The sequence below is a fragment of the Enterobacter sp. 22466 genome (assembly GCF_052044775.1).
Taxonomy (GTDB): Bacteria; Pseudomonadota; Gammaproteobacteria; order Enterobacterales; family Enterobacteriaceae; genus Enterobacter; species Enterobacter dissolvens.
In genome coordinates, this window is the sequence record NZ_JBQENX010000001.1 from 771,019 (window position 1) to 797,679 (window position 26,661).

Annotated in this window: 23 protein-coding genes; 11 read left to right on the top strand and 12 right to left on the bottom strand. The window is 54.7% G+C overall.

The window, feature by feature from the left end:
* Window positions 1-94 precede the first annotated feature (94 nt).
* Window positions 95-2,707: an aminopeptidase N gene (gene pepN / locus ACTJJI_RS03605; RefSeq protein ID WP_163281280.1), complete on the top strand. Its 2,613-nt coding sequence runs from the start codon at window positions 95-97 to the stop codon at window positions 2,705-2,707.
* A gap of 51 nt (window positions 2,708-2,758) precedes the next feature.
* On the opposite strand, the gene ssuB is transcribed toward pepN, so the two are convergent.
* From ssuB to ssuE, 5 genes are read right to left on the bottom strand one after another with little or no spacing between them, the layout of a single operon-like run.
* Window positions 2,759-3,529, bottom strand: coding sequence for an aliphatic sulfonates ABC transporter ATP-binding protein (ssuB, locus tag ACTJJI_RS03610; RefSeq protein WP_014831302.1), 771 nt, complete (start codon window positions 3,527-3,529; stop codon window positions 2,759-2,761).
* Window positions 3,526-4,317 (bottom strand): aliphatic sulfonate ABC transporter permease SsuC, encoded by a 792-nt coding sequence (gene ssuC, locus ACTJJI_RS03615; RefSeq protein WP_083021140.1) that lies wholly within the window; start codon window positions 4,315-4,317, stop codon window positions 3,526-3,528. Before ssuC ends, ssuB begins: the two co-directional genes overlap by 4 nt.
* A gap of 9 nt (window positions 4,318-4,326) precedes the next feature.
* Window positions 4,327-5,472 (bottom strand): FMNH2-dependent alkanesulfonate monooxygenase, encoded by a 1,146-nt coding sequence (gene ssuD, locus ACTJJI_RS03620; protein ID WP_047362265.1) that lies wholly within the window; start codon window positions 5,470-5,472, stop codon window positions 4,327-4,329.
* The gene (locus tag ACTJJI_RS03625; protein WP_440653079.1) at window positions 5,469-6,431 is read right to left on the bottom strand and encodes a sulfonate ABC transporter substrate-binding protein; all 963 of its coding nucleotides are present in this window, start codon (window positions 6,429-6,431) and stop codon (window positions 5,469-5,471) included. The genes ssuD and ACTJJI_RS03625 overlap by 4 nt, the downstream gene beginning before the upstream one ends.
* On the bottom strand, window positions 6,424-6,999 hold the full coding sequence (gene ssuE / locus ACTJJI_RS03630) for an NADPH-dependent FMN reductase (protein WP_257256070.1): 576 nt from the start codon (window positions 6,997-6,999) through the stop codon (window positions 6,424-6,426). The genes ACTJJI_RS03625 and ssuE overlap by 8 nt, the downstream gene beginning before the upstream one ends.
* Before the next feature lie 249 nt (window positions 7,000-7,248).
* Here ssuE and pyrD point away from each other — a divergent pair, with 249 nt between their 5' ends.
* Both pyrD and zapC read left to right on the top strand, forming a co-directional pair.
* Window positions 7,249-8,259: a quinone-dependent dihydroorotate dehydrogenase gene (pyrD, locus tag ACTJJI_RS03635; protein ID WP_014831307.1), complete on the top strand. Its 1,011-nt coding sequence runs from the start codon at window positions 7,249-7,251 to the stop codon at window positions 8,257-8,259.
* Window positions 8,260-8,424: 165 nt separating this feature from the next.
* Window positions 8,425-8,967: a cell division protein ZapC gene (gene zapC / locus ACTJJI_RS03640; RefSeq protein WP_440653081.1), complete on the top strand. Its 543-nt coding sequence runs from the start codon at window positions 8,425-8,427 to the stop codon at window positions 8,965-8,967.
* Here zapC and ACTJJI_RS03645 read toward each other — a convergent pair.
* The gene (locus ACTJJI_RS03645) at window positions 8,964-10,073 is read right to left on the bottom strand and encodes a YcbX family protein (RefSeq protein WP_014831309.1); all 1,110 of its coding nucleotides are present in this window, start codon (window positions 10,071-10,073) and stop codon (window positions 8,964-8,966) included. The genes zapC and ACTJJI_RS03645 overlap by 4 nt on opposite strands.
* Window positions 10,074-10,173: 100 nt before the next feature.
* Here ACTJJI_RS03645 and rlmKL point away from each other — a divergent pair, with 100 nt between their 5' ends.
* The 6 genes from rlmKL to rmf all read left to right on the top strand — a co-directional run bounded on the left by rlmKL (window position 10,174) and on the right by rmf (window position 18,101).
* A complete protein-coding gene (rlmKL, locus tag ACTJJI_RS03650) occupies window positions 10,174-12,282 on the top strand; it encodes a bifunctional 23S rRNA (guanine(2069)-N(7))-methyltransferase RlmK/23S rRNA (guanine(2445)-N(2))-methyltransferase RlmL (RefSeq protein WP_014831310.1) in 2,109 nt (702 codons plus the stop codon).
* Window positions 12,283-12,294: 12 nt separating this feature from the next.
* Window positions 12,295-14,202: an ABC transporter ATP-binding protein gene (locus ACTJJI_RS03655; protein WP_014831311.1), complete on the top strand. Its 1,908-nt coding sequence runs from the start codon at window positions 12,295-12,297 to the stop codon at window positions 14,200-14,202.
* Between the two features lie 13 nt (window positions 14,203-14,215).
* Complete coding sequence (gene pqiA / locus ACTJJI_RS03660; RefSeq protein WP_163281278.1) at window positions 14,216-15,469, top strand: membrane integrity-associated transporter subunit PqiA; 1,254 nt, start codon at window positions 14,216-14,218, stop codon at window positions 15,467-15,469.
* Window positions 15,470-15,473: 4 nt separating this feature from the next.
* Entirely contained in the window at window positions 15,474-17,114 is a 1,641-nt protein-coding gene (gene pqiB / locus ACTJJI_RS03665; RefSeq protein WP_014831313.1) for an intermembrane transport protein PqiB, read from the top strand.
* Window positions 17,111-17,677, top strand: a complete 567-nt coding sequence (gene pqiC / locus ACTJJI_RS03670; RefSeq protein ID WP_014831314.1) for a membrane integrity-associated transporter subunit PqiC — start codon at window positions 17,111-17,113, stop codon at window positions 17,675-17,677. The genes pqiB and pqiC overlap by 4 nt, the downstream gene beginning before the upstream one ends.
* Window positions 17,678-17,933: 256 nt before the next feature.
* Window positions 17,934-18,101: a ribosome modulation factor gene (gene rmf, locus ACTJJI_RS03675; RefSeq protein WP_013097261.1), complete on the top strand. Its 168-nt coding sequence runs from the start codon at window positions 17,934-17,936 to the stop codon at window positions 18,099-18,101.
* 72 nt (window positions 18,102-18,173) lie between these two features.
* On the opposite strand, the gene fabA is transcribed toward rmf, so the two are convergent.
* Window positions 18,174-18,692 carry a bifunctional 3-hydroxydecanoyl-ACP dehydratase/trans-2-decenoyl-ACP isomerase gene (fabA, locus tag ACTJJI_RS03680; RefSeq protein ID WP_000227926.1) on the bottom strand — a complete coding sequence of 173 codons (519 nt, stop codon included), beginning with the start codon at window positions 18,690-18,692 and terminating at the stop codon, window positions 18,174-18,176.
* Between the two features lie 68 nt (window positions 18,693-18,760).
* The gene (locus ACTJJI_RS03685) at window positions 18,761-20,521 is read right to left on the bottom strand and encodes an AAA family ATPase (protein ID WP_440653085.1); all 1,761 of its coding nucleotides are present in this window, start codon (window positions 20,519-20,521) and stop codon (window positions 18,761-18,763) included.
* Between the two features lie 186 nt (window positions 20,522-20,707).
* Here ACTJJI_RS03685 and matP point away from each other — a divergent pair, with 186 nt between their 5' ends.
* Window positions 20,708-21,160: a macrodomain Ter protein MatP gene (gene matP, locus ACTJJI_RS03690; protein ID WP_013097258.1), complete on the top strand. Its 453-nt coding sequence runs from the start codon at window positions 20,708-20,710 to the stop codon at window positions 21,158-21,160.
* Window positions 21,161-21,224: 64 nt separating this feature from the next.
* Here matP and ompA read toward each other — a convergent pair whose 3' ends face one another.
* Window positions 21,225-22,277, bottom strand: a complete 1,053-nt coding sequence (gene ompA, locus ACTJJI_RS03695; protein WP_118283100.1) for a porin OmpA — start codon at window positions 22,275-22,277, stop codon at window positions 21,225-21,227.
* 354 nt (window positions 22,278-22,631) lie between these two features.
* Window positions 22,632-23,141 (bottom strand): SOS-induced cell division inhibitor SulA, encoded by a 510-nt coding sequence (sulA, locus tag ACTJJI_RS03700; RefSeq protein ID WP_095455501.1) that lies wholly within the window; start codon window positions 23,139-23,141, stop codon window positions 22,632-22,634.
* Window positions 23,142-23,358: 217 nt separating this feature from the next.
* Between sulA and ACTJJI_RS03705 the strand changes: the two genes are divergently transcribed.
* Window positions 23,359-23,985: a TfoX/Sxy family DNA transformation protein gene (locus ACTJJI_RS03705; RefSeq protein ID WP_013097255.1), complete on the top strand. Its 627-nt coding sequence runs from the start codon at window positions 23,359-23,361 to the stop codon at window positions 23,983-23,985.
* Here the strand turns inward: ACTJJI_RS03705 and yccS are convergent.
* A complete protein-coding gene (gene yccS / locus ACTJJI_RS03710; RefSeq protein WP_440653089.1) occupies window positions 23,942-26,104 on the bottom strand; it encodes a YccS family putative transporter in 2,163 nt (720 codons plus the stop codon). The two genes, ACTJJI_RS03705 and yccS, sit on opposite strands and share 44 nt — an antisense overlap.
* A 19-nt stretch (window positions 26,105-26,123) precedes the next feature.
* A complete protein-coding gene (locus tag ACTJJI_RS03715; protein WP_014831318.1) occupies window positions 26,124-26,570 on the bottom strand; it encodes a YccF domain-containing protein in 447 nt (148 codons plus the stop codon).
* Between the last annotated feature and the right edge of the window lie 91 nt (window positions 26,571-26,661).

Consider the following 26,661-nt stretch of genomic DNA (forward strand, 5'->3'; position numbering starts at 1 on the left):
TTGTACCTGAAAAGATGAACATTCTGCATAGCGCGATCTACACAACAGGAATAGACTGGATTCGTTATTCGACAAACGATGCATAAGGTTTTCTATGACACAACAGCCACAAGCCAAATACCGCCACGACTATCGTGCGCCGGATTACCTGATTAGCGATATCGATCTGACTTTTGACCTGGATGCCACTAAAACCGTTGTGACGGCGGTAAGCCAGGTGACGCGCCACAGCGCGACGGCAGTGCCGCTGCGTCTGGATGGCGAAGACCTGACGTTGGTCTCCCTGCATATTAATGATGCCGCCTGGACTGACTATAAAGAAGAAGGCAACCAGCTGGTTATCGACAACCTGCCGGAACGCTTTACGCTGCGCATCGTGAATGAAATCAGCCCTGCCGCCAATACGGCGCTCGAAGGGCTTTACCAGTCTGGCGTGGCGCTGTGCACCCAGTGTGAAGCGGAAGGTTTCCGCCACATCACCTGGTATCTCGACCGTCCGGACGTGCTGGCGCGCTTTACCACCAAAATCATCGCGGATAAAACGCTTTATCCTTTCCTGCTCTCCAACGGTAACCGCGTGGGTGAGGGCGAGCTGGAAAATGGCCGTCACTGGGTACAGTGGCAGGATCCGTTCCCGAAACCATGCTACCTGTTTGCGCTGGTGGCGGGTGATTTCGACGTCTTACGCGACACCTTCAAAACCCGTTCTGGCCGCGAAGTGGCGCTGGAACTGTTCGTTGACCGTGGCAACCTCGATCGCGCGCCATGGGCGATGACCTCGCTTATCAACTCCATGAAGTGGGACGAAGAGCGCTTTGGTCTGGAATACGATCTCGACATCTATATGATCGTCGCCGTCGACTTCTTCAACATGGGGGCGATGGAGAACAAAGGTCTCAACATCTTTAACTCCAAATACGTGCTGGCCCGTACCGATACCGCTACCGATAAAGACTACCTCGATATCGAGCGCGTTATTGGCCACGAGTATTTCCATAACTGGACCGGTAACCGCGTTACCTGCCGCGACTGGTTCCAGCTGAGCCTGAAAGAAGGTCTGACCGTCTTCCGTGACCAGGAGTTCAGCTCAGATTTGGGCTCGCGGGCGGTTAACCGCATCAACAACGTACGCACCATGCGTGGGTTGCAGTTTGCGGAAGATGCCAGCCCGATGGCGCACCCCATTCGTCCGGACAAAGTCATCGAGATGAACAACTTCTACACCCTGACGGTGTATGAAAAAGGGGCGGAGATTATCCGGATGATCCACACCCTGCTGGGTGAGGAGAACTTCCAGAAAGGGATGCAGCTCTATTTCGAGCGTCACGACGGCAGCGCCGCCACCTGCGATGATTTTGTGCAGGCGATGGAAGATGCCTCCAACGTGGATCTCTCTCACTTCCGTCTCTGGTACAGCCAGGCCGGTACGCCGGTTGTCACCGTGAAAGATGATTACAATCCGGAGACCGAGCAGTACACCCTGACCATCAGCCAGCGCACGCCGCCAACGGCTGAGCAGGAAGAGAAACATCCGCTGCACATTCCGTTCAGCATTGAACTGTATGATAACGAAGGCAAAGTGATCCCGCTGCAGAAGGGCGGCCACCCGGTACACCATGTGCTGAACGTGACCCAGGCGGAGCAGACCTTTATCTTCGATAACGTCTATTTCCAGCCGGTGCCTGCGCTGCTGTGTGAATTCTCTGCGCCAGTGAAGCTGGAGTACAAGTGGAGCGATCAGCAGCTGACGTTCCTGATGCGTCACGCCCGCAACGATTTCTCCCGCTGGGATGCCGCGCAAAGCCTGCTGGCGACGTACATCAAGCTGAACGTGAATCGCCATCAGCAGGGCCAGCCGCTGTCGCTGCCGGTTCATGTGGCTGACGCATTCCGTGCGGTCCTGCTGGACGAGCATATCGATCCGGCTCTGGCGGCGGAAATTCTGACACTGCCGTCAGCCACCGAAATTGCTGAGCTGTTCGATATCATCGATCCGATTGCCATCGTGGCAGTGCGTGAAGCGCTGACCCGCACGCTGGCGGCCGAACTGGCGGACGAATTCCTGGCAATCTATAACGCCAACAAGCTGGATGCGTACCGCGTGGAACATGAGGACATCGGCAAACGTTCCCTGCGCAATACCTGCCTGCGCTACCTTGCTTTTGGTGACGTGGACCTGGCGAACACGCTGGTGAGCAAGCAGTATCACGAAGCGGATAACATGACCGATGCGCTGGCGGCCCTGGCGTCGAGTGTTGCTGCCGAATTGCCGTGCCGCGATGCGCTTATGCAGGAGTACGACGACAAGTGGCACCAGGATGGTCTGGTGATGGACAAGTGGTTCATTCTGCAGGCGACCAGCCCGGCGGCCGATGCGCTCAGCAAAGTCCGCAGTCTGCTGAAGCACCGCTCCTTCACCATGAGCAACCCGAACCGCGTTCGCTCTCTGATTGGCGCGTTTGCCAGCAGCAATCCGGCAGCGTTCCATGCGGAAGACGGCAGCGGTTATCAGTTCATGGTGGAAATGCTGACCGAGCTGAACAGCCGTAACCCACAGGTGGCGTCACGTCTGATTGAGCCGCTGATCCGTCTGAAACGCTATGACGCGAAGCGTCAGGAGAAGATGCGTGCTGCGCTTGAGCAGCTTAAAGGGCTGGAAAATCTCTCTGGCGATCTGTACGAGAAGATTTCGAAGGCGCTGGCGTAATATAAACGCTAATCCCACCCTCTCCCCGTGGGAGAGGGCCGGGTGAAGGCATCAGGCATTAGCCGTAATCAACGCGCGCTCATTCACACCACGCTTCATTACCCGCTCCAGCACCTCCGCTTCCAGCTCTGCCAGTCTTGCCGAACCGACACGTCGAGGACGTGGAATATCCACCGTCAGATCCAGACCTATTTTCCCTTCTTCTATAAGCAACACCCGGTCGGCCATGGCGACGGCTTCGCTCACGTCGTGCGTCACCAGCAGGACCGTAAATCCATGCTCTTGCCAGAGTGAGGCAATCAGATCCTGCATTTCAATCCTCGTCAGGGCATCAAGTGCCCCGAGCGGCTCATCGAGCAGCAGCAGGCCAGGACGATGTATCAACGCCCGCGCCAGTGCTACACGCTGTTTTTGCCCGCCAGAGAGGGCCGCAGGCCATTCACCGGCGCGATCCTCCAGCCCGACGGCGGCCAGCGCCTGACGCGCCTCCTCCCGCCAGTGGCCATTCAGACCCAGCCCGACGTTATCAATTACCGTTTTCCAGGGCAGCAGGCGCGCGTCCTGAAACATCATGCGGGTATCATCCTGAATATTGGCAAGCGGCGTTGTCCCTGCCAGAATTTCCCCGCCGTTCGGGGCTTCCAGCCCGGCTAACAGGCGCAGCAGCGTACTCTTACCGCCGCCGCTGCGACCGACCACGGCCACAAATTGCCCGGCGGGGATATGCAGATCCAGGGCGTTAAGAATGGTTTTTTCGCCGTAGCGTTTTGTGACGCCGTTGAGTAACAGCGGTGTCCCCTGTGTGAGTCGGGCGGTATTCATGCTTTCGCCTCCTGAGAGAAATAGGCCGGGTTCCAGCGCAGCCAGCTACGTTCCAGCCACTGGGCGCTGACGTCAGCGAGTTTGCCCAGCAGGGCGTAAAGGATAATGGCGACCACCACCACGTCCGTTTGCAGGAATTCACGGGCGTTCATCGCCAGATAACCGATACCGGAGTTGGCTGAGATGGTCTCTGCGACGATCAGCGTCAGCCACATCAGGCCGAGCGCAAAGCGAACGCCGACCATAATGGAGGGCAGGGCACCTGGCAGGAGTACATGGATAAACAGGGCAAATCCTGATAACCCGTAGCTGCGTGCCATCTCAACCAGCCCGCGATCGATATTGCGGATCCCATGCCAGGTATTGATGTAAATCGGGAACAGCGTGCCCAGCGCCACGAGGAAAATTTTGGCACTCTCATCAATGCCAAACCACAAAATGACCAGTGGGATCAGCGCCAGATGCGGTACGTTGCGCAGCATCTGAATAGAGGTATCCAATAAACGCTCACCCCAACGGGAAAGGCCGCTGATCAACCCCAGTGCCAGGCCGATGCTGCCGCCGATGGAAAACCCAATCAACGCGCGCCAGGAGCTAATGGCCAGGTGCTGCCACAGCTCGCCGCTGGCACTCAGCGACCAGAAGGCTTCGATAACGCCCTCCGGAGAGGGCAGAATGCGGCTCGAAAGCCAGCCGGTGGAGGAGGCCAGTTGCCAGATAAGAACTATGCCGACAGGTAAAAACCACGGGGCGGCCCGCAGCAGCCATTTGTGTGAGGTGACGGACATGGCAACTCCTTAGCTTTGCGCGACTTTTCGTGGAATAAACTCGTTGGCCACGGCTTCGCCCTGAAGCTGCAGCTGTCGGGGCTGCGGAATGTCCGGGATGGCGACATCCAGATGCGGGAACAGCAGTTCACCCACTTTGTACGCCTCTTCAAGATGCGGATAGCCCGACAGGATAAAACTGTCGATACCCAGCTCAGCATATTCATTGATACGCGCTGCCACGGTCGGACCGTCACCCACCAGCGCGGTACCCGCACCACCCCGTACCAGGCCGACACCCGCCCACAGATTCGGACTGATCTCCAGATTCTCGCGTTTGCCGTTATGTAATGAGGCCATCCGGTGTTGTCCTACGGAGTCGGTTTTCGCAAATGCCGCCTGCGCTTTGGCGATGGTCTCATCGTCCAGATGTGAAATCAGCCGGTCTGCGGCCTGCCAGGCCTCTTCGTTGGTTTCACGCACAATCACGTGCAGGCGAATGCCAAAGCGTACCTTGCGGCCGTGAGCGGCGGCTTTGGCCCGCACCTGGGCGATTTTCTCTTTCACCAATTCAGGAGGTTCACCCCAGGTCAGATAGAGATCGACCTGTTCTGCCGCCAGATCCTGCGCCACATCCGACGATCCGCCGAAGTAGAGTGGCGGACGCGGCTGCTGAACAGGCGGGAAGTAAAGTTTCGCGTCACGTACATGAATATGTTTGCCTTCAAAGGTGACCGTTTCGCCCTCAAGCAGACGGCGCCAGACGCGGGTGAACTCGGCGGAGGCCTCATAGCGTTCCGTATGATCGAGGAACACGCCGTCACCGGCCAGCTCCTGCGGATCGCTGCCGGTGACCAGGTTAAACAGCGCGCGTCCGTTGGAAAGCCTGTCGAGCGTTGCCGCCTGACGCGCAGCAACGGTCGGGGAAACCACGCTCGGGCGTAATGCCACCAGGAATTTCAGGCGCTGGGTGACCGGGATCATCGACGCGGCGACCAGCCAGGCGTCTTCGCACGAGCGACCGGTGGGGATCAGCACGCCGGTGAAACCGATTCTGTCTGCCGCCTGCGCAATCTGCTGCAGATACCCGTGATCAACCGGGCGCGAACCCTCTTCGGTACCAAGATAGTGTCCATCACCGTGGGTAGGTAAAAACCAGAAAAGATTCAGACTCATGATTTGGCTCCTTCTTTGGCTGTGGGCTGCCAGATGCGTTCGCGAATGTTCACCTGTTTTGGAACTAAGCGGTTTTGATAAAAGAGGTCAGCAGTCTGTTGCTGCAGGGCTGCGACATGCGCGTCCACCGGGGTGATGGTGGTGGGTGGACGGTGGTTGAGATAGCTGGCGATCACCGCCTCCGGTAAGCCCATGGTTTTCGCCAGCAGGGTGATGCTCTCCGGTCGCTGGCTTTGCGTCAGGGTATCGGCCTCGGTAAAGGTATTCAGGACCTCCTGAACAAAGGCACCGTTTTTCTCGGCATATGGACGGGCAGCGAGGTAGAACGAACCGGTCTGTTTCAGTGTGGTGCCATCTTTTAACACCCGCACGCCACCCTGCAATAATGCCGCGGAGTAGTAAGGATCCCAGATGGCCCACGCGTCAACATTGCCTTGCTGGAAGGCGGCGCGTGCATCAGCCGGAGTCAGATAGACGGGCTGAATATCGGTGAACTTTAGCCCGGCCTCCTGCAGGGCGCGGAGCAGCAGGTTGTGCGAGCTGGAACCTTTCTGGAATGCGACTTTGTGACCCTTAAGTTCGGCCACATTTTTTATGGCGCTGTTTTCAGGCACCAGAATCACCTCCGCTTTGGGTTTCGGGGGTTCAACGCCAACGTAGACCAGATCCGCCCCGGCCGCCTGTGCAAAGATCGGTGGAATATCGCCGGTACTGCCTAAATCGATGCTGCCGACGTTCAATGCCTCCAGCATCTGGGGGCCGGCAGGAAACTCCACCCAGGAGAATTTGGTCTGTGGGAAGCGTTTTTCCAGAAGCTGGTGGCTTTTGGCCAGCACCATGCTGACGCTGCCTTTCTGGTAACCAATGCGCAAACTGTCAGGTGCCGTCTCTGCTGCATGGGCCAGTGACGAGAATGCCAGCAGACCAGCCAGGCTAATTCGACTCAGTGTTTTAAACATGCGCGACTCCTTGTGGCTGTCCAAACGCAGGGGCCTGAATATCGCGACGGTGCAGGGCATGCCAGAACGTTTCCAGTGCGCTGTCGAGGCGGGTTTGCAGGTTCGGTGTGACATGAGGTTTATGCTGGTAATCGATCACCTGCGAGTCATCGGCGAAAACGCCGTGCAGGATTTCCTGCGCCTTCAACGCGTTCAGTACCGGCTTCAGGGCGTAATCCACCGCCAGTAAATGAGCAACCGTGCCGCCCGTTGCCAGCGGCAACACCACTTTGCCGTCAAGTGCACGTTCAGGCAGCAGATCGAGCAACGTTTTCAGTGCGCCTGAAAATGAGGCTTTATAAATCGGCGTCGCCACGATAAGCCCGTCAGCACTTTTGAGTTGTTCAGTCAGGGTTTTCAGTGCCGGGCTGTCAAAGCGGGCGTAGAGCAGATCCTCAGGCTCAAAGTTGTGCAGGTTCCAGTGGCACACTTCCACATCCAGCGCATTGAGCTTTTCGCGGGCATATTCCAGCAGGGCGCTGGAACGAGAAGGGAATCGTGGACTTCCGGCCAGGGTGATGACGCGCATGTGTGCTCCTTATAACTAATTGTTTGCTTTTATCTAACATTCATAACAATTTTCTGGAGTGTGACACTGCGCGGTTATTCCACTAAATGATTTATCTGCAATTAAAATGCGAAAAAGTGCATAACAAGTGTACTGACAGGTAAACGTTTGCGTTTTACGTCCATTTTTTTGCCACAGGTCAATTCCCTTTCCGGGCAGGATCGCACATAATCCCCTCCCGGTTTGCACACCGGGAATCCAGGAGAGTTCATGTACTACCCCTTCGTTCGTAAAGCCCTTTTCCAGCTCGACCCTGAGCGCGCTCATGAATTTACATTCCAGCAGTTACGCCGTATTACGGGTACGCCGCTGGCCGCACTGGTGCGTCAGAATGTGCCGGAAAAACCTGTGCAGTGCATGGGTCTGACCTTTAAAAACCCGCTGGGTCTGGCGGCCGGTCTGGATAAAAATGGCGAGTGCATTGATGCCCTGGGCGCGATGGGCTTTGGTTCCATCGAAATCGGTACTGTTACGCCGCGTCCGCAGCCAGGTAATGATAAGCCGCGTCTGTTCCGCCTGGTTGAAGCCGAGGGGCTGATCAACCGCATGGGCTTTAATAACCTCGGCGTGGATCATCTGGTAGAGAACGTCAAAAAAGCTCATTTCGATGGCGTATTAGGCATCAATATTGGCAAAAATAAAGACACGCCGGTTGAGCAGGGTAAAGATGACTATCTGATTTGTATGGATAAAGTCTACGCCTATGCCGGTTATATCGCCGTGAATATTTCATCGCCGAATACCCCGGGGCTACGTTCTCTGCAATATGGTGAAGCGCTGGACGATCTTCTGAGCGCCATTAAAAATAAACAAAATGCACTGCAGGCGATCCACCATAAATATGTCCCGGTGGCGGTTAAGATCGCACCGGATCTTTCTGCTGAAGAATTGATCCAGGTTGCCGACAGTTTAGTTCGTCATAATATTGATGGTGTGATTGCAACCAATACGACGCTCGATCGCTCCCTCGTTCAGGGAATGAAAAACTGTGACGAAGCGGGTGGGTTAAGTGGACGTCCGGTACAATTAAAAAGTACGGAAATTATTCGCGCACTCTCCGCCGAATTAAAAGGTCGTCTGCCCATTATCGGTGTCGGTGGTATCGATTCGGTGATTGCTGCGCGCGAGAAGATGGCTGCGGGAGCCTCACTGGTGCAAATCTATTCCGGCTTTATTTTTAAAGGACCGCCACTGATTAAAGAAATCGTTACTCATATCTAATCTTTTCTCTTAATCAGACAACCAGGGCTTTATTTCCAGCCCTGGTTGTTTTATATTCCGTCACTGTTGCTTATTTAGACATTATAGTCTTTTATTAATGGTGTTATAAACGAAGCGACAATCAGGACATTTTTAGTACAGGACGTTTGGGGACGGGAGAGAAACATGCGAATTAAACCTGACGATAACTGGCGCTGGTATTTTTGTGACGAGCATGACCGTATGATGCTCGATTTAGCCAATGGTATGTTGTTCCGCTCTCGTTTTGCCCGTCGCATGTTAACCCCGGACGCTTTCTCCCCGTCTGGTTTTTGTGTCGACGACGCTGCGCTTTATTTCTCTTTTGAAGAGAAATGCCGTGACCTGCAGCTCTCAAAAGAACAGCGTGCCGAACTGGTATTAAACGCGCTGGTGGCGATTCGTTTCCTGAAGCCGCAAATGCCAAAAAGCTGGCATTTTCTGCCGCACGACATGAACTGGACGCCAGCCTCGGGCGACGCGGCCAGCGTCAATCTGAGCGATACCGCAGAAGAGGTGAGTTTGCTGGTAGTGGAACCTGGCGAAAATGCTGCGCTTTGTCTGCTGGCCCAGCCCGGCGTGACCATTGCCGGGCGGACGATGCAGCTCGGGGATGCTATTAAAGTGATGAATGACAGGCTGAAACCGCAGCTTCGCGTAGATTCGTTCAGCCTGGAACAGGCGGTTTAAGCTTCCAGCTGTACTGACGTTTTAGGAATACAGCTGCAGCACAGGATCGTCCCGTCATCACCCATTGCTGATTTCTTCAGCGCACTCACTTCGCCCCCGACCAGCTTGATACGACAGCATCCACAGATACCCGCCCGACAGGAATACGGGATACGGATCCCGGCTTGCTCCAGTTGCTCAAGTAAAACCTGCTGATTGTTTCCCCGAATAACGCGGCCCTGCCAGTGAATATCCACCGCCGAACTGGTTTGCATCTCAACGTCGACAAACTCTTCTTCCTGACCTGCGCCGTATACGCGTGCTGGCCCACGGGCGAGAATTTCCACCTCGTCGCCCACGCGGATTACCCCGCTGGAGCGTGGAATAAGATTCTGGCCGAAATCCACATCGCCATTGTCCTGCGCGGTGCGGAACGACTGCAGGGTTTTCAGCGGCTCGCCGGAAGGGTGTTTCTGGCCTTTCTCCGGGCTCACGGTTGTGAAGATACAGCGGCTGCACGGCTTCACGACATCAAAAATCACGCTGCCGATGCGGATCACTTTCCAGGTGTCTTCTTCCCAGGCTTCAGTGCCGGTCACCACCAGATTCGGTCGAAATTGCTCCATCTGCACGCTGGCCTTACAGCGGCGCTGCAGGTCACGCAGTGACGCTTCGTTGGTTAACAGGAACGGAAAGCCATCGGCGAACGAAAGGGGAACCGCTTCGTGACGCTTGACGCGTCGTGTCAGCGCCGGACCCACCCAGCGCAGCTGTACCTCGCGGGAGAAGAAGCCGCTCAGCCAGCGGTTAATTTCGTCCGGGGCAATGCGAGCGGTAAAATGATTGCCCCACACTTCCGTTGGCGCATCGACAGGCGCAAAATCAGCAAAGCGAATCACTACACTGGAGTCATCCGGCGCGGTGAGGTGCAGACCGTCGTGAAGCGGTGAAGGCGTAAAGCGAACCATCTGCGGGAACTGGCGTGCGGTAATGAATGTACCGTCAGGCTCGGTGACCATAAAAATACGATCGAAGGCAAATCCGCTTATGTCAGCCAGCGCGTGAGAAACGCCGATACCGCGCATGGATTTCACCGGATGAATAAAAAGCCTGGATAACGTCGCCACTGTGCACAGTCCCTCGAATGAAAATAAGCCTTCAACTTTATGACATACACGTCATATTAGCTATAATGCGCGACAATTTTCTTAGAGTAAAAGTGACGATATGAATTCTCTGTTTGCCAGTACGGCCCGTGGGCTGGAAGAGCTGTTAAAAACTGAACTGGAAACCCTGGGCGCGCAAGAGTGCCAGGTGGTTCAGGGTGGTGTCCATTTTGAGGGCGACACACGGCTTATTTACCAGAGCCTGATGTGGAGCCGTCTGGCGTCGCGCATCATGCTGCCGATGAAAGAGTGCAAGGTCTACAGCGATCTTGACCTCTATACCGGCGTACAGATGATCGACTGGACAGAGATCTTCACGCCAGATGCCACCTTTGCGGTGCATTTTAACGGCGTAAACGATGAGATCCGCAACAGCCAGTACGGCGCGCTGCGTGTGAAAGACGCCATCGTGGACTGTTTTACGCGTAAAAATAAAGAACGACCAAACGTCGATCGTGAAAACCCGGATCTGCGCATTAACGTCTGGCTCAATGGCGATACCGCCAGTATCTCTCTGGATCTGAGCGGGGCGGGTCTGCATCTGCGTGGCTACCGCGATCGCACCGGTATGGCGCCCATTAAAGAAACCCTGGCCGCCGCCATCGTGATGCGCTCCGGCTGGCAGCCGGGAACGCCACTGCTCGACCCCATGTGTGGTTCCGGCACGCTGCTGATTGAAGCCGCCATGCTGGCTACTGACCGCGCTCCCGGCCTGCATCGTGGCCACTGGGGCTTTAGCGGCTGGGCGCAGCACGATGAAGCCCTCTGGAAAGAGGTCAAAGCTGAAGCACAGGCCCGTGCGCGTAAAGGTCTGGCCGAGTACACCTCCCATTTCTATGGCTCTGACAGCGACCCGCGCGTGATTGAACGTGCGCGCAGCAATGCCCGTCGCGCGGGTATCGGTGAGCTGGTGACCTTTGATGTGAAAGATGTCGCGAACCTGACCAACCCGCTGCCGAAAGGCCCGTACGGTACGGTTATTAGCAACCCGCCATACGGTGAACGTCTGGACAGCGAACCGGCGCTGATTGCGCTGCACAGCCTGCTGGGTCGTAATATGAAAGACTACTTTGGCGGCTGGAATCTCTCCCTGTTTAGCGCTTCACCAGAACTGCTGAGCTGCCTGCAGCTGCGCGCAGATCGCCAGTTTAAAGCGAAGAATGGCCCGCTGGATTGCGTGCAGAAAAACTACCATCTGGCGGAGAAAGCGGCGGACAGCAAACCGTCGGGTGTGGCAGAAGATTACGCCAACCGTCTGCGCAAGAACCTGAAGAAATTTGAAAAATGGGCTAAACAGGAAGGTATTGAATGCTATCGCCTGTATGACGCCGATCTGCCGGAGTACAACGTGGCGGTTGACCGCTATGCCGACTGGGTGGTGATTCAGGAATATGCTCCACCAAAAACCATTGATGCGCAAAAAGCGCGCCAGCGCATGCTGGACGTCATTGCTGCGACCATTGCCGTGCTTGGCATTGCGCCAAACAAGCTGGTGCTGAAAACCCGCGAGCGTCAGAAAGGGAAAAACCAGTATCAGAAGATGGGGGAGAAGGGCGACTTTATCGAAGTGGGCGAATACAACGCTCGCCTGTGGGTTAACCTGACGGATTACCTCGATACCGGGCTGTTCCTCGACCACCGCATTGCCCGTCGTATGCTGGGCCAGATGAGCAAAGGTAAGGACTTCCTTAACCTGTTCTCTTACACCGGCAGCGCCAGCGTGCACGCGGGCCTGGGCGGCGCGCGCAGCACCACCACGGTGGATATGTCGCGCACCTATCTGGAGTGGGCGGAGCGCAACCTGCGTCTCAACGGCCTGACCGGACGCCAGCATCGTCTGATGCAGGCTGATGTCCTGGGCTGGCTGCGTGACACCGATGAACAGTTTGATCTGATCTTCATCGATCCACCAACGTTCTCCAACTCCAAGCGTATGGAAGATAGCTTTGATGTTCAACGCGATCACCTGCGCCTGATGACCGATCTTAAGCGCCTCCTGCGTAAAGGCGGCACGATTATGTTCTCGAACAACAAACGCGGTTTCCGCATGGATCACGACGGCCTGGCCGCGCTGGGACTGAAAGCACAAGAAATCAGCCAAAAAACGCTGTCTCAGGACTTTGCCCGTAACCGTCAGATCCATAACTGCTGGCTTATCACCGCGGCCTGAAAGGAAAAATAAATGTCTTTAATTAGTATGCACGGTGCGTGGCTCTCCTTCAGCGACTCACCGCTTCTCGATAATGCTGAACTGCACATCGAAGACAACGAACGCGTCTGTCTGGTGGGCCGCAATGGTGCGGGTAAATCCACGCTGATGAAAATCCTCAACCGTGAGCAGGGTCTGGATGACGGGCGTATTGTCTACGAGCAGGATCTGATTGTTTCCCGTCTGCAGCAGGATCCGCCGCGTCATGTCACCGGCAGCGTGTACGATTTCGTTGCGGAAGGTATCTCGGAGCAGGCTGAATACCTGAAGCGCTATCACGAGATCTCTCATCTGGTGATGACTGACCCGAGCGACAAGAACCTTAACGAACTGGCAAAAGTCCAGGAGATGCTCGATCACCACGGTCTGTGGCAGCTGGAGAATCGTATTAACGAGGTGCTGGCTCAGCTCGGCCTGGAGCCGGACATGGAGCTGTCTGCGCTTTCAGGGGGCTGGTTGCGTAAGGCGGCACTGGGCCGCGCGCTGGTTAGCGGGCCGAAGGTGCTGCTGCTGGATGAACCGACGAACCACCTGGACATTGAAGCGATTGACTGGCTGGAAGGGTTCCTGAAAACCTTCAGCGGCACCATCATCTTCATCTCTCACGACCGTTCCTTCATTCGCAACATGGCGACGCGGATTGTCGATCTCGATCGTGGCAAGCTGGTCACCTATCCCGGCGATTACGATACCTATCTGCTGGAAAAAGAAGAAAACCTGCGCGTGGAAGAGCTGCAAAACGCCGAGTTCGACCGCAAACTGGCCCAGGAAGAGGTGTGGATCCGTCAGGGGATCAAAGCCCGCCGTACCCGCAACGAAGGCCGCGTTCGCGCCCTGAAAGCGATGCGTCGTGAACGCAGCGAACGTCGCGAAGTGATGGGCAGCGCCAAAATGCAGGTGGAAGAGGCTTCCCGTTCAGGCAAGATCGTCTTTGAGATGGAAAACGTCAACTATCAGGTTGATGGCAAAGTGCTGGTGAAAGACTTCTCCGCCCAGGTCCAGCGCGGAGACAAAATTGCCCTGATTGGTCCGAATGGCTGCGGTAAAACCACGCTGCTGAAGCTGATGCTGGGTCAGTTGCAGGCGGATAGCGGCCGAATTCACTGCGGCACCAAACTGGAAGTGGCTTACTTTGACCAGCACCGTGCGGAGCTGGATCCGGACAGAACGGTGATGGATAACCTGGCCGAAGGTAAGCAAGAGGTCATGGTAAACGGTAAGCCGCGCCATGTGCTGGGCTATCTGCAGGACTTCCTGTTCCATCCTAAACGGGCGATGACCCCGGTGCGTGCGCTGTCTGGCGGTGAGCGAAACCGTCTTTTGCTGGCGCGGTTATTCCTGAAACCAAGCAACCTGTTGATTCTCGATGAACCAACCAACGACCTGGATGTCGAAACGCTCGAACTGCTGGAAGAGCTGATCGATGGTTATCAGGGCACCGTGATGCTGGTGAGCCACGACCGTCAGTTCGTTGACAACACCGTGACCGAGTGCTGGATCTTCGAAGGCGAAGGGCGGATTGGTCAATATGTGGGTGGCTATCACGACGCGAAAGGGCAGCAGGCACAGTCGCTGGCGCAAAAACAGGCAAAGCCTAAAACAAGCACTGAACCTGCTGTAACAAAAGCAGAAACTGTCAAGAAAACCTCGGCTAAACTAAGCTATAACCTGCAGCGCGAACTGGAGGGGCTTCCTCAGCGTCTTGAAGAGCTGGAGGCCGCACTGGAGGCATTGCAAACGCAGGTTGCCGATGCGTCATTCTTCACACAATCGCACGACTATACTCAAAAAGTATTGGCTGAACTGTCCGAGGCTGAAAAAGCTCTGGAAGAAGCATTTGAGCGCTGGGAGTACCTTGAGTCTCTGAAAAACGGCGCATAAACAGGGATAACATATGTGTGACCAGCACCATGCCGACAGGCATATATTATGCTCGCAATGCGATATGCTCGTGGCGTTGCCAGAGCTTGGTCACGGACATAAAGCCCTGTGCCCGCGTTGTGGCGCAACGTTAACAACCGAGTGGGATGCGCCAAGACAGCGTCCCACTGCATATGCACTGGCAGCGTTATTCATGCTGCTGCTCTCCAATCTCTTCCCCTTCATCTATATGAAGGTGGGAGGGATCACAAGCCAGGTGGATTTACTTGAGATCCCGGGCGTCATGTTCTCGGAAGATTACGCCAGCCTCGGCACCTTCTTCCTTCTGTTTGTGCAGATCGTCCCGGCCTTTTGTCTGGTGGTCATCCTTTTGCTGGTCAACCGGATAAAAATGCCCGCAGCCCTGAAAATCAAACTGGCGCGCATCCTGTTCCAGCTTAAAAGCTGGGGAATGGCCGAGATTTTTCTGGCGGGTATTCTGGTCAGCTTCGTAAAGCTGATGGCCTACGGTGACGTGGGGATTGGCAGCAGCTTTATCCCATGGTGTCTGTACTGCGTACTGCAACTGCGTGCATTCCAGTGCGTTGACAGGCGTTGGGCATGGGATGATATCGCTCCGGCCCCCACGCTTGCTCAGACGGTTAAGATCGGCGTACCGGGGATCCGTCAGGGGTTACGCTCTTGCTCCTGCTGTACTGCGGTGTTGCCCGCCGATCTGGACGTCTGCCCGCGTTGTGGGACGAAAGGCCATGTGCGACGTAAAAACAGCCTGCAGTGGACGATGGCGCTGCTGGTGACCTCTGTCATGCTGTATCTCCCGGCAAATATATTGCCAATTATGATCACCGATTTGCTTGGCGACAAAATGCCCTCGACGATCCTCGCCGGGGTGATTTTGCTGTGGGGAGAAGGTTCCTATCCCGTGGCTGGTGTGATTTTCATCGCCAGTATTATGGTGCCAACCTTAAAAATGATTGCGATTGCCTGGCTCTGTTGGGATGCAAAAGGGCACGGTAAACGCGACAGCGAACGCATGCACCTGATTTATGAAGTCGTCGAGTTTGTGGGACGCTGGTCAATGATTGACGTGTTTGTTATTGCCGTTCTCTCCGCACTGGTGCGGATGGGCGGATTGATGAGTATTTATCCCGCGATGGGGGCATTAATGTTTGCATTGGTTGTAATTATGACCATGTTTGCGGCCATGACCTTCGATCCTCGTTTATCGTGGGATCGTGAGCCTGAATCAAGCCATGAGGAAGCGTAAGAGCATGGAAAATAAGAGTGGAGAGGCGAAAGTGCAGAAGGTCAAAAACTGGTCGCCGGTGTGGATCTTCCCCATCGTGACCGCGCTGATCGGTGCATGGATCCTGTTTTATCACTACAGCCATCAGGGGCCGGAAGTGACGCTCATCACCACCAATGCCGAGGGAATTGAGGGCGGTAAAACCACCATCAAAAGCCGCAGCGTGGATGTGGGCGTGGTTGAAAGCGCCACCCTGACCGATGATTTAACCCATGTGGAAATCAAAGCCCGTCTCAATGCTGGCATGGAAAAACTGCTGCATGGTGATTCGGTGTTTTGGGTGGTTAAACCGCAGGTCGGACGGGAAGGGATCAGCGGCTTAGGAACGCTGTTGTCGGGGGCCTATATTGAATTGCAGCCGGGGGCGAAAGGCAGCCAGCCGGGCCAATACCAGCTCCTGGATTCACCTCCACTCGCGCCGCCTGATGCAAAAGGTATCCGCGTGATCCTTGACAGTAAAAAAGCGGGCCAGCTTTCTCCCGGCGATCCGGTGTTGTTCCGCGGCTATCGTGTCGGCTCGGTTGAGACCAGCAGCTTTGATCCGCAAAAACGTACCATTAGCTATCAGCTGTTCATCAACGCGCCAAACGATCGGCTGGTGACCAGCAATGTCCGCTTCTGGAAGGACAGCGGGATCGCGGTCGATCTCACCTCAGCAGGGATGCGCGTTGAAATGGGCTCTCTGACGACACTGTTTGGCGGCGGCGTCAGCTTTGATGTGCCGGAAGGGCTGGAACTGGGTCAGCCAGTTGCCGAGAAAACGGCTTTCAGGCTCTTTGACGATCAAAGAAGCATTCAGGATGCGCTGTATACCGATCACATCGACTACCTGATGTTCTTTAAAGATTCTGTCCGCGGCCTGCAGCCGGGCGCACCGGTTGAGTTCCGTGGTATCCGTCTGGGTACCGTAGGCCAGGTGCCGTTCTTTGTGCCGGGCCTGCGTCAGGTGCTGGATGATGACTATCGTATTCCGGTGCTGATCCGCATTGAGCCGGAACGTCTGCTCAACCAGATTGGCGAGGATCAGGATATTGGCACGCATATCTCAACACTGATGAACCGGGGTCTGCGTGGCTCGCTGAAGACCGGTAACCTGGTCACCGGCGCGCTGTATGTGGATATGGACTTCTATCCGAAAGCGCCTCCCGTTACCGGTATTCGTGAGTTTGGCGGCTACAAGATCATTCCAACGGTAAGCAGCGGTCTGGCCCAGATCCAGCAGCGTCTGATGGATACCCTGGACAAGATCAACAACCTGCCACTGAATCCGATGATTGAAGCGGCGACAGGTTCGTTACATCAGAGCCAGGAGACGATGCGACGTCTGCAAGCCACGCTGGATAATATTAATAAGATCACGGCAAGCCAGAGCATGCAGCAACTGCCCCAGGATATGCAGAAAACGCTGCGTGAACTTAACCGCAGTATGCAGGGCTTCCAGCCTGGTTCGGCGGCGTACAACAAGATGGTGGCAGATATGCAGCGTCTTGATCAGGTCTTGCGCGAACTGCAGCCAGTACTGAAAACGCTCAATGAGAAGAGCAACGCGCTGGTGTTTGAAGCAAAAGATAAAAAGGATCCTGAGCCGAAGAGGGCGAAACAATGAAAAAATGGCTAGCGATTGTAGGTGCGATGGTGCTCACGGCCTGTAGCTCAGGGAGTGAAACGAAAAGTTACTACCAGCTGCCGCTGATGGCGCAGGCGGGTACCCAGAGTACCGCCTCGCAGGGCAACCGTCTGCTGTGGGTTGAGCAAGTCGCTGTGCCAGATTATCTGGCCGGCAACGGAGTGGTCTACCAGACCAGCGATGTGCAGTATGTCATCGCTAACAATAACCTGTGGGCCAGCCCGCTGGATCAGCAGTTACGTAATACGCTGGTGGCTAATCTGGGCAGCCAGCTTCCGGGCTGGGTTGTCGCGTCCCAGCCGTTAGGTAACGATCAGGACACGCTGAATGTCACGGTGACGGGCTTCCACGGCCGCTACGACGGTGCGGTTGTGATTAGCGGGGAGTGGCTGCTGAACCATCAGGGACAGCTGATTAAGCGTCCTTTCCATCTGGAGCTCAAGCAGCAAAAAGATGGTTATGATGAAATGGTGAAAGTGCTGGCGCAGGGTTGGGCACAAGAATCGGCCAGCATCGCCAGAGAAATCTCCCGGCTGCCATAAGTAAAATTCATCAGCAAAAACCGCAATCGGTGTGCCACTGATTGCGGTTTTTTTTTCGTTTTCACGTCAGACCGTTACTTGTCCCGGGTCACATTTTTTGTACAAATGATCTTCCAGCTAGCTCACAAATATGACATCCGTATGAATTTTGAACGTTGACGCTACGACTAATTCGGGGTATTCGTTATCTGTGCCTGCACGTATTGTGCAGCCACTGTTTTCTTTCCACCAGACAAAAGAATGAGGGAAACGAGGCATGAAGAGACAGAAACGAGATCGCCTGGAACGGGCTCATCAACGTGGTTATCAGGCCGGCATCGCTGGACGTTCTAAAGAAATGTGTCCTTATCAGACGATAAATCAAAGGTCACAATGGCTGGGAGGCTGGCGAGAAGCCATCGGCGACAGGGCACTCATTGCCTGATAACGTCTCTTTAAAAACAGAAACCTCCGCAATGCGGAGGTTTCGCCTTTCTGGAGCCGCGAAAAGCAGCGATTAGAAAGCAGAAGTGTCCTGGAACAGACCCACTTTCAGATCGTTGGCGGTATAGATCAGACGACCGTCTACCAGCACTTCGCCATCCGCCAGGCCCATAATCAGGCGGCGGTTAACAATGCGCTTGAAGTGAATACGGTAGGTCACTTTCTTCGCCGTTGGCAGAACCTGACCTGTGAATTTCACTTCACCCACGCCCAGCGCACGACCTTTACCTTCGCCGCCAAGCCAGCCCAGATAGAAGCCAACCAGCTGCCACATAGCGTCCAGACCCAGGCAGCCAGGCATTACCGGATCGCCAATGAAGTGGCAACCGAAGAACCACAGGTCAGGATTGATATCGAGTTCTGCTTCTACGTAACCCTTATCGAAGTTGCCGCCGGTTTCGGTCATTTTCACGACACGGTCCATCATCAGCATGTTCGGGGCCGGTAACTGTGGGCCTTTCGCACCAAACAGTTCACCGCGACCAGAGGCAAGAAGATCTTCTTTTGTATAGGATTCGCGTTTATCTACCATGTTCTCAGTAAGCCTTATTTTAGTGAAGGACGCAGGATAGCTAACACGTGTACGCTGAACAAGTCCGATCAGTTCGGACTAAACCAACCCAACCAGCGTAACGGCCACGGATAACGATGACGAGCATCTTGCTGTGTCGCCTGGGCAATGCGCTCCTGGATAGTCTGCATCAGGGTCGTTTGCCCCTCCCCATCCCATACCAGGTTTGTCAGTAAGGGTAGTGCATCCTCAATCCCTTCGATGGCCCAGAGGGTGAATTGTTCCTGCTCCACCGCATCCAGAAGTGCCTGACTGAGGCTCAAATGGCGTGCGTTGGGAGCCGGAATAATCACCCCTTGTTTGCCGTTTAACCCGCGTTGCTGACAAATAGAGAAGAAGCCCTCAATCTTTTCATTCAGACCACCTACAGGCTGGGCGCGACCAAATTGATCGACTGAACCGGTAATGGCGATATTTTGATTGATGGGGACGTCCGCCAGGGCGCTGATTAAGGCACACAGCTCGGCCATAGAGGCGCTATCACCATCCACTTCGCTGTAGGATTGCTCAAACGTCAGCGAGGCAGAGAAGGGGATTTGTTGCTCAAGCTGCAACTCTGACATCAGGAACGCCTGCATGATCATCATGCCTTTAGCGTGGATGTTTCCGCCAAGCTCAGCTTTGCGTTCAATGTCGGTAAACTCGCCGTCGCCAATGTGGACGACGCAGCTGATGCGTGAAGGCTCGCCAAACGCACGCGGATGCCCGGGAAATTCAATCACCGACAGGGCATTGATCTGTCCGATGCGCTCGCCTTCGGTCTCGACCAGAATCTGCTCCAGCAGAATTTCATCCTGCATACGGTCGGCAAGATAACCTTCCCGCCACTCTCGCTGGGCAAGCATCTGAGCGAGTTGTTCCCCGGTAAAGACGCCGTTCCCGCTGATAACGCCCACTTCACGCAGCTGTTTGCTGATCCAGAGCGGACAAAGCGGCAACGTCTCCTGATCACCGGTATAACGAACCGCTTCGCGGATAAGTCCAGGCCACGCGTCAGCACCAGGCGTTGGCAGGGTAAAACGGGCTGCAATGGCCATCACCCACTGGCACCACTGAGCCATGTCATCGGCATCAGCAATCTGGATGTTGTCTTCGTACTCGCTGTACACCGCCTGTGCCGCCAGCTCTGGCTCCATTTCCTGGAAATCAGCCAGCGATTCACGGTCACCCGTCAGTACCACGGTCAACGACAGCGGCATGGAGGGGACAGAGACCGGCAGAGGACGAGACTCGTCGTAGCCGACCCAGTCAAAGCGTTGCTGACTGACGATTGTCTTCAGACGCATCCACAACAGCGGCTGGGAGAGCAAAGTACGCAGGGAAATGATCAGTACGCCACCATTCGCGCGGTGTACCAGCCCAGGCTGCAGCGATATCTCACCATTGAACTGGCGAAGGCAACCAAAGAGTTGTTCAGCCTCGACCCAGTTAGCGGTAACCACTTCGCCCTTAGCCGCAAAACGGCCATCAGCCTGTTCTGCGGGTTCGAAAGTGACATCATGTCCAGAAATACGATACTGGCCGCCGAAAACAACATTTGCTTCCGGTCGTAGCTGGCGCATGGCATCACCCAGAAGCGTCAAATACTCGGCTTCTTCCGGGGCTTTGAGCAGCATGAAGGGTGATGTCGCCCATGGGCTTAACACCTGCTCCAGCGCGTAATGCAAACGCGGTTGTGTATCGCTAAGTATGAATTCGTGTTCTTGTGCGAGGTCTGGCTGTGCAAACAATTCCTGGTAACTTTCGGTATCCGGAACAAGGTCACGCCATGCAAGTTTCGTAATGGTCAAAGTTGATGTTTTTTAGTCAGATGTAAAAGCGTGGAGTATACCGTAAGCGGGGGGCTGTACCCAAGCAGGATTGGGGTTTTCGGGAAGCGAATCGCCTGCAATGCTTCACAGGATATGATTTCTTTTCAGCAGATTGCTAAAAAACTGATATTCTGAACAGAGTTACGTGGTAACACTGAGATCGCAATGAAATATCAACAACTGGAAAATCTCGAAAGCGGCTGGAAATGGAAGTACCTGGTCAAAAAGCACCGAGAAGGGGAGCTGATTACCTGCTACATCGAAGCCAGCGCCGCACAAGAGGCCGTGGATATTTTGCTGACCCTCGAAAATGAACCGGTACAGGTGAATGGCTGGATTGAGAAACATATCAATCCGGCACTGTTAAACCGGATGAAGCAAACTATCCGCGCGCGACGTAAACGGCATTTTAATGCTGAGCACCAGCACACCCGCAAAAAATCCATCGACCTGGAATTTATGGTCTGGCAGCGTCTGGCAGGGCTTGCGCAACGGCGGGGAAAAACGTTGTCAGAAACGGTGGTGCAGTTGATTGAAGATGCCGAGCATAAAGAGAAATACGCCAACCAGATGTCCACGCTGAAGAACGATCTTCAGGCGCTGCTGGGCAAAAAATAACGTTTTCAGTTACTTCAGATAATAAAAAACCCCGCATTGCGGGGTTTTTTTATAAGACGATAACTTAAGCCGCTGGCTGAGTTACAACGTCTTTAACGCCTTTAACTTCGATCTCTACGCGACGATCTGGTGCCAGGCAGTCGATCAGAGCAGCGCGAGCTTTAACGTTGTCACAGGTGTTGCCAGTAACTGGGTTAGATTCGCCCATACCACGTGGGGAGATCTTGTTAGCTGGGATACCTTTAGAGATCAGGTAATCAACAACAGACTGAGCACGTTTCTCAGACAGTTTCTGGTTGTAAGCGTCAGAACCGATACGGTCGGTGAAGCCCAGAACCACGACAGAACCGTCTTTAGGATCCAGGTTGCTCAGCTGGGTGTACAGCTGATCCAGTGCCTGCTGACCTTCTGGTTTCAGGGTCGCTTTGTTGAAGTTGAACAGAACGTCAGACTTCAGAGTGAAGTGCTTGGTCTGTACTTCTGGAGCTGGAGCCGGTGCTGGAGCTACGACTGGCGCATCTTCCTGCTGGCCGAAACGGTAGGAAACACCTACGCTCAGCATGCCGTTGTCTGGACGAACACCAACGGTAGCACCGTCACCGATGTTGTTAACCCACTGGTATTCCAGACGGGTAGCGATGTCACGGGTCATAGCCCACTCAACGCCACCAGCGAATACTGGGGAAACACCGGTGTCATGGTCGTCGCCAGCGATGCTGTTGCTGGAGTCAGCGCGCCATACCATGCCGCCCAGACGGGTGTACACGTCCAGATCGTCAGTTACTGGGTAACCCAGTTTAGCGGTCAGCTGTACGCCCTGAGCTTTGAAAGCGCCATTTACGTTGTCGCCTTTGTATGGCATACGACCTAACCAGTCGTAACCCATTTCAAAACCAACATACGGGTTAACCTGATAGCCACCGAACGCACCTGCACCAAGCTGGCTCTCGTGAGTAGGGCCATCATTGTTCAGGCTGCTGTTGTACCAGCCGGTGTCGTGGAACTGAGACCAGCCCAGTTTACCACCTGCATACCAGGTATTATCTTTCGGAGCGGCCTGCGCTACGGTAGCGAAGCCAGCCAGTGCCACTGCAATCGCGATAGCTGTCTTTTTCATTTTTTGCGCCTCGTTATCATCCAAAATTCGCCATGAAAATCTCAATCGAGAATCACGGTTAAATCCTTCACCGGGGGGCGTGGTCAAATATAAATCTACCGATATCTTCGGCTTAGGCCGAGCACCCCTGGCGATGTAAAGTCTACAACGTAGCTGAAAACTTACAAGTGTGAAGTCCGTCAGGCATATGAAAAAAAAAGTTCCGTATACCGATTATTTAACAATTTCTGAACGAAATTTGTGCAATAAAATTAAGAAGAACCGCACCAGACAAGCCTTGCCGCCGTTTTGGACCATGGAACTAAAAGCGCATCTTGAGGTCGAAAAAAATTCCAGGAAAACTCTTAAATTTGCTCAGTGATACAAATTTGAGTGAATTTTTAGCCCAGAAAGTTGTCCTCTGCGGTAAGAATCCTGGCGAACCGGGCGCATGATAAAGCCGATCGCATTGCCTTCTTCTGCCGCTTCGGTGAGACGAAAATGTTCCTGCTCCGTCAATTCGTCTGATAACCATCCAATCACCACGCTGTAATTTCCTGTACGTAATGCCCGGATCATCGACTCAACCGTATCGCAGGGAGAGAGCTGATTAATTTGCATGACTTTCGTCAGCGGCAGGCCTGCAGACTGAACCCATTCCCGGCTCAGTTTCTGCTGCGGCGTTAGCCAGAGCTGCCAGCGCGATTGCTGACCAAGCTGCTGCAATAGCGGCAGTAACAGAAGTTGGGTCAACAGGGGCTGGTCTTCACGATAAACCACTTCACTGATAAGCCCTGTCGAAACACGCCCGACGGCGTTCTGTGCGACATCGCCAGCGGGAGAAGAGAAAGATGTTGAGCGATTTGCATAGCCTGAAGTGTACATAATCATTCCAGCCCTGTAGTTACTGTATGAATATACAGTAACCCCTGTATGCATAAAGATCAACCTCAATTTCGGAAAGCGACTCGCAAAATTCATTCATTCCTGGCGAACCTGAAAAAATCATCTTGCTCATCGGCAATAAGTTGCCTATTTTCCTGTTAACGGATCCGTTAGTAAGAAATGTCGTCGTTAATATCTGATTTTTAATGGAAATATCATGAAAAAGATATCTTATGAACGGATTTATAAATCCCAGGAATACCTCTCTCCATTAGGAGAAATTCATCATCGTGCGCTTTTTGGTGGCTATACCCTGGCCGTCGATGAAGCGGTGTTTGCCATGGTGTCAGACGGTGAGCTTTACCTTCGCGCCTGTGAGGAAAGTGCAAAGTACTGTGTCAAAAACGGATCCTCCTTTTTGACCTTAATGAAACGCGGCCGTCCGATCCTGCTTAACTACTATCGTGTGGATGACGGACTCTGGCAGGACCGGGAGCGGTTGCTTCAGCTTTCCTCTTACGCGCTTAATGCCGCGCGTAAAGAGCGCATACAGCGCTACCAGCGAAATCGGCTTAAGGATCTGCCCAACCTGACTTTTCAGCTGGAAGTCCTGCTCTGTGAAGCCGGGATTACCAACGAAGATACCCTCCGGTCGCTGGGAGCCAGAACGAGCTGGCTAAAGCTGCGGGCAAAAAATAAAGCGCTCAGTATTAAAGTACTGTTTGCCCTGGAAGGGGCTATAGAGGGCCTGCATGAAGCGGCACTCCCGGCGGAGATTCGCCGGGAGCTGACGGAGTGGTTTAATGCGCTGCCTGAGCCACAGGAGAATCGCTCCTCCAGGTAGCAATTTGCTGTTGCAGTCGGCAAATTTCTGGCAGCAGAGCGATAAGCAGACCAATCTGCTGGAGAACCAGCGGCGCTTTGCTGTCGTTTCCTGGGTCAAGATGCGCAATCCGTTGAGCCAGTTCATCCAGTGCCTGCTGGACACGCGGTTGATCGGCTGGGCGGTGGTGTAGCGCATCATCGACATAGCAGACAGCATCATCCAGCAAGGCAAGGATACCCGGGTTTGTCAGTTTTTCGCGGTGGGCACCGAGCGTAGAGATATAGCTGGTGAAGGTATGGTTGAGGCACAGCAGGCGGAAAGCCGTTTCACGAATTTCTGCCGTGGCGCGCGGCTCCGTTGACATATTAGAGACTACGGAAGCCAGTTCAGCATCGCTGTTATGCGCATCGCGTCGGGCAATGCGGTAAGCCAGACGGTTATCGCGTCCCTGGTGATACTGTTCAAGAATGGCATCCAGATAGCGGCAGTTGGCATTCATCGCCCTGTCCAGGACGCGCGGCAAATTACGAAAACGCCAGTCGGGCCAGATAAAACTCACTGCCGCCCAGGCGATGGCACAGCCGAGCAGAGTATCGATCACGCGGGGCAGGGCAACTTCAAACCCTTCACCCAGCAGGTTAAAGCAGAGTAGCACCAGCAGGGTGATGAACATCGTCGCGTGGGCGTACTGCACGTTACGAAAGGCGAAGAACAGCACCCCGGTGATCACGATCAGGATCAACTGGCCCTCCACCGAGGGGACGAAATAGAGCACCGGTAGCCCGATTGCGACCCCCACCAGCGTGCCGATAATACGCAGCGCAAGCCGGTGTCGGGTGGCGTTATAGTTCGGCTGGCAGACGAACAGGCTGGTCAGCAGGATCCAGTATCCATGGTGTAAACCGGTGACCTGAATAAAGGCGTAGCCCACGCACAGCACCAGCGACATGCGTACCGCATGGCGAAACAGGGCAGATTCCGGCGTAAAGTTGCGGCTTAGCCGGAGCCACATATCGCTGAAACTGTGCACGCTGTCATCCACAAGCTGGCTGTCCGCCTCATTACCCGGCAGCGCCATTGCCTGCTCAGATTCAATGGTTGCCAGCTGAGCATCAATTGCCCGCAGGTTGTTGAGCAGAAATCCCAACGCTTTTATATGCTCCGGCGATGTACCGCTGGCTCGCACGCGGTCAATGGCCGCATCGAGATGGCTGAAAACGCGCTCAAAGCGCGGATCGTGTTGATAGGGCGTGCGCAGCAGAATGGAGCGTGCCAGCTGCTGGCACGCCTGGGACTGCATGGACAGCAGGCGCTGGAAGCGGAACATGACGTCGCTGTAGCGGAACTTCTCACGCAGGGCGGCATACTGCACATGCGACGAGCTGGCGCGTTCATGAATATCCTGGGCGGCAAAGTAATAGTGCAGCGTTCTGCGTGTCCCTCGCTGGCCCCGGTCGCCCCGCAGGCGAGTGAGCAGCGAGGCTTTGGTCTGGTTAAGCGTGGCGACCAACTGGCCGTTTGCCAGTGCCAGGTCGTAGAGCGGCGCCTGGCTCTCCTCTTCGATATCCGGGTCGAACAACCGGGATTTTAGCTCAAGGTAGTGGGCCAACTGCTCGTAGCTGCGGGCAAGATTATCCTGCAGAGGGCGTACCGGGAAGATCAGATGACCGGTTAACGTCAGCAGGTTATACCAGATGGCCCCCAGCAACAGCAGAACAGGTTGCTGGTACCATTGGTCGTAAAGGGAAACGCCCAGCATGGTGTAGATGGCAATCAGCAGGGCGCCAAACGCGATGGTGGCATAGCGCTGTCCCAGCCCACCCAGCAAAATAAACCCGCTGGTGGAAAGCGTAAGGCCTAAAGCGAACAGCCACGGCCACGGGAACAGCAACTCCACGGACGCGGAGGCAATAAAAAAGCAGACGAGGGTAATAACCAGATTACGCAGACGCCCGGCAAGGCGATCGTCCAGATCCGCCAGCGCCCCCGCAACCACCCCCAGCGTGAGCGGAATGGTGAGCTTGACATCGTTCAGCCACCACGGCAGGGCAACCGTGCCGCAAAGTGCGATAAAAATCCTGACGTTATAGAGCCAGGAGCTGTTCCAGGTGTAACGGCGAAGCAGTGGGCTTAGCATAGACGCGGCCAGTCCTTAATCACTGAAAACGACGACGTGCATTCGCTTCACGCGCCGCCTGGGCCACTTCGACCGGAACAACCCTGCGCCCGACAGGCCACAGAGCGATGGCGGCGATCTTAAAGTTCGCGATCCCCACCGGGATACCGATAATCGTGATGCACTGGGCTATGCCGGCAAAAATATGCATCACACACAGCCACCAGCCGAAGAAAATCAGCCACAGGATGTTCAGCACGGTTCCACCCGTGTTCATCAGTGCGCTTTTGCTCTCCGGGTTCAGTTCGTCGACGTGAACGGCTTCATTCCCGTAAGGGATAAAGGAGAGTTTGGTGATTTCCCAGCAGGAGCGGGTCAGGGGAAGCGTAAAAATCAGGACGATGCTCACCAGAGTGGCAAAAAGCCAGGAAAGGGTGGTGGCAAAACCGCCCAGCACAAAATTCAACACATTCAGAACGGTACGCATAAACCCTCACTTCCTTTCGATAAAATTAACGCCCAATGATTGTAACGTTTTTTTAGGCTGGAGCACCTTAAAACTGGCAGTTAAACTATCA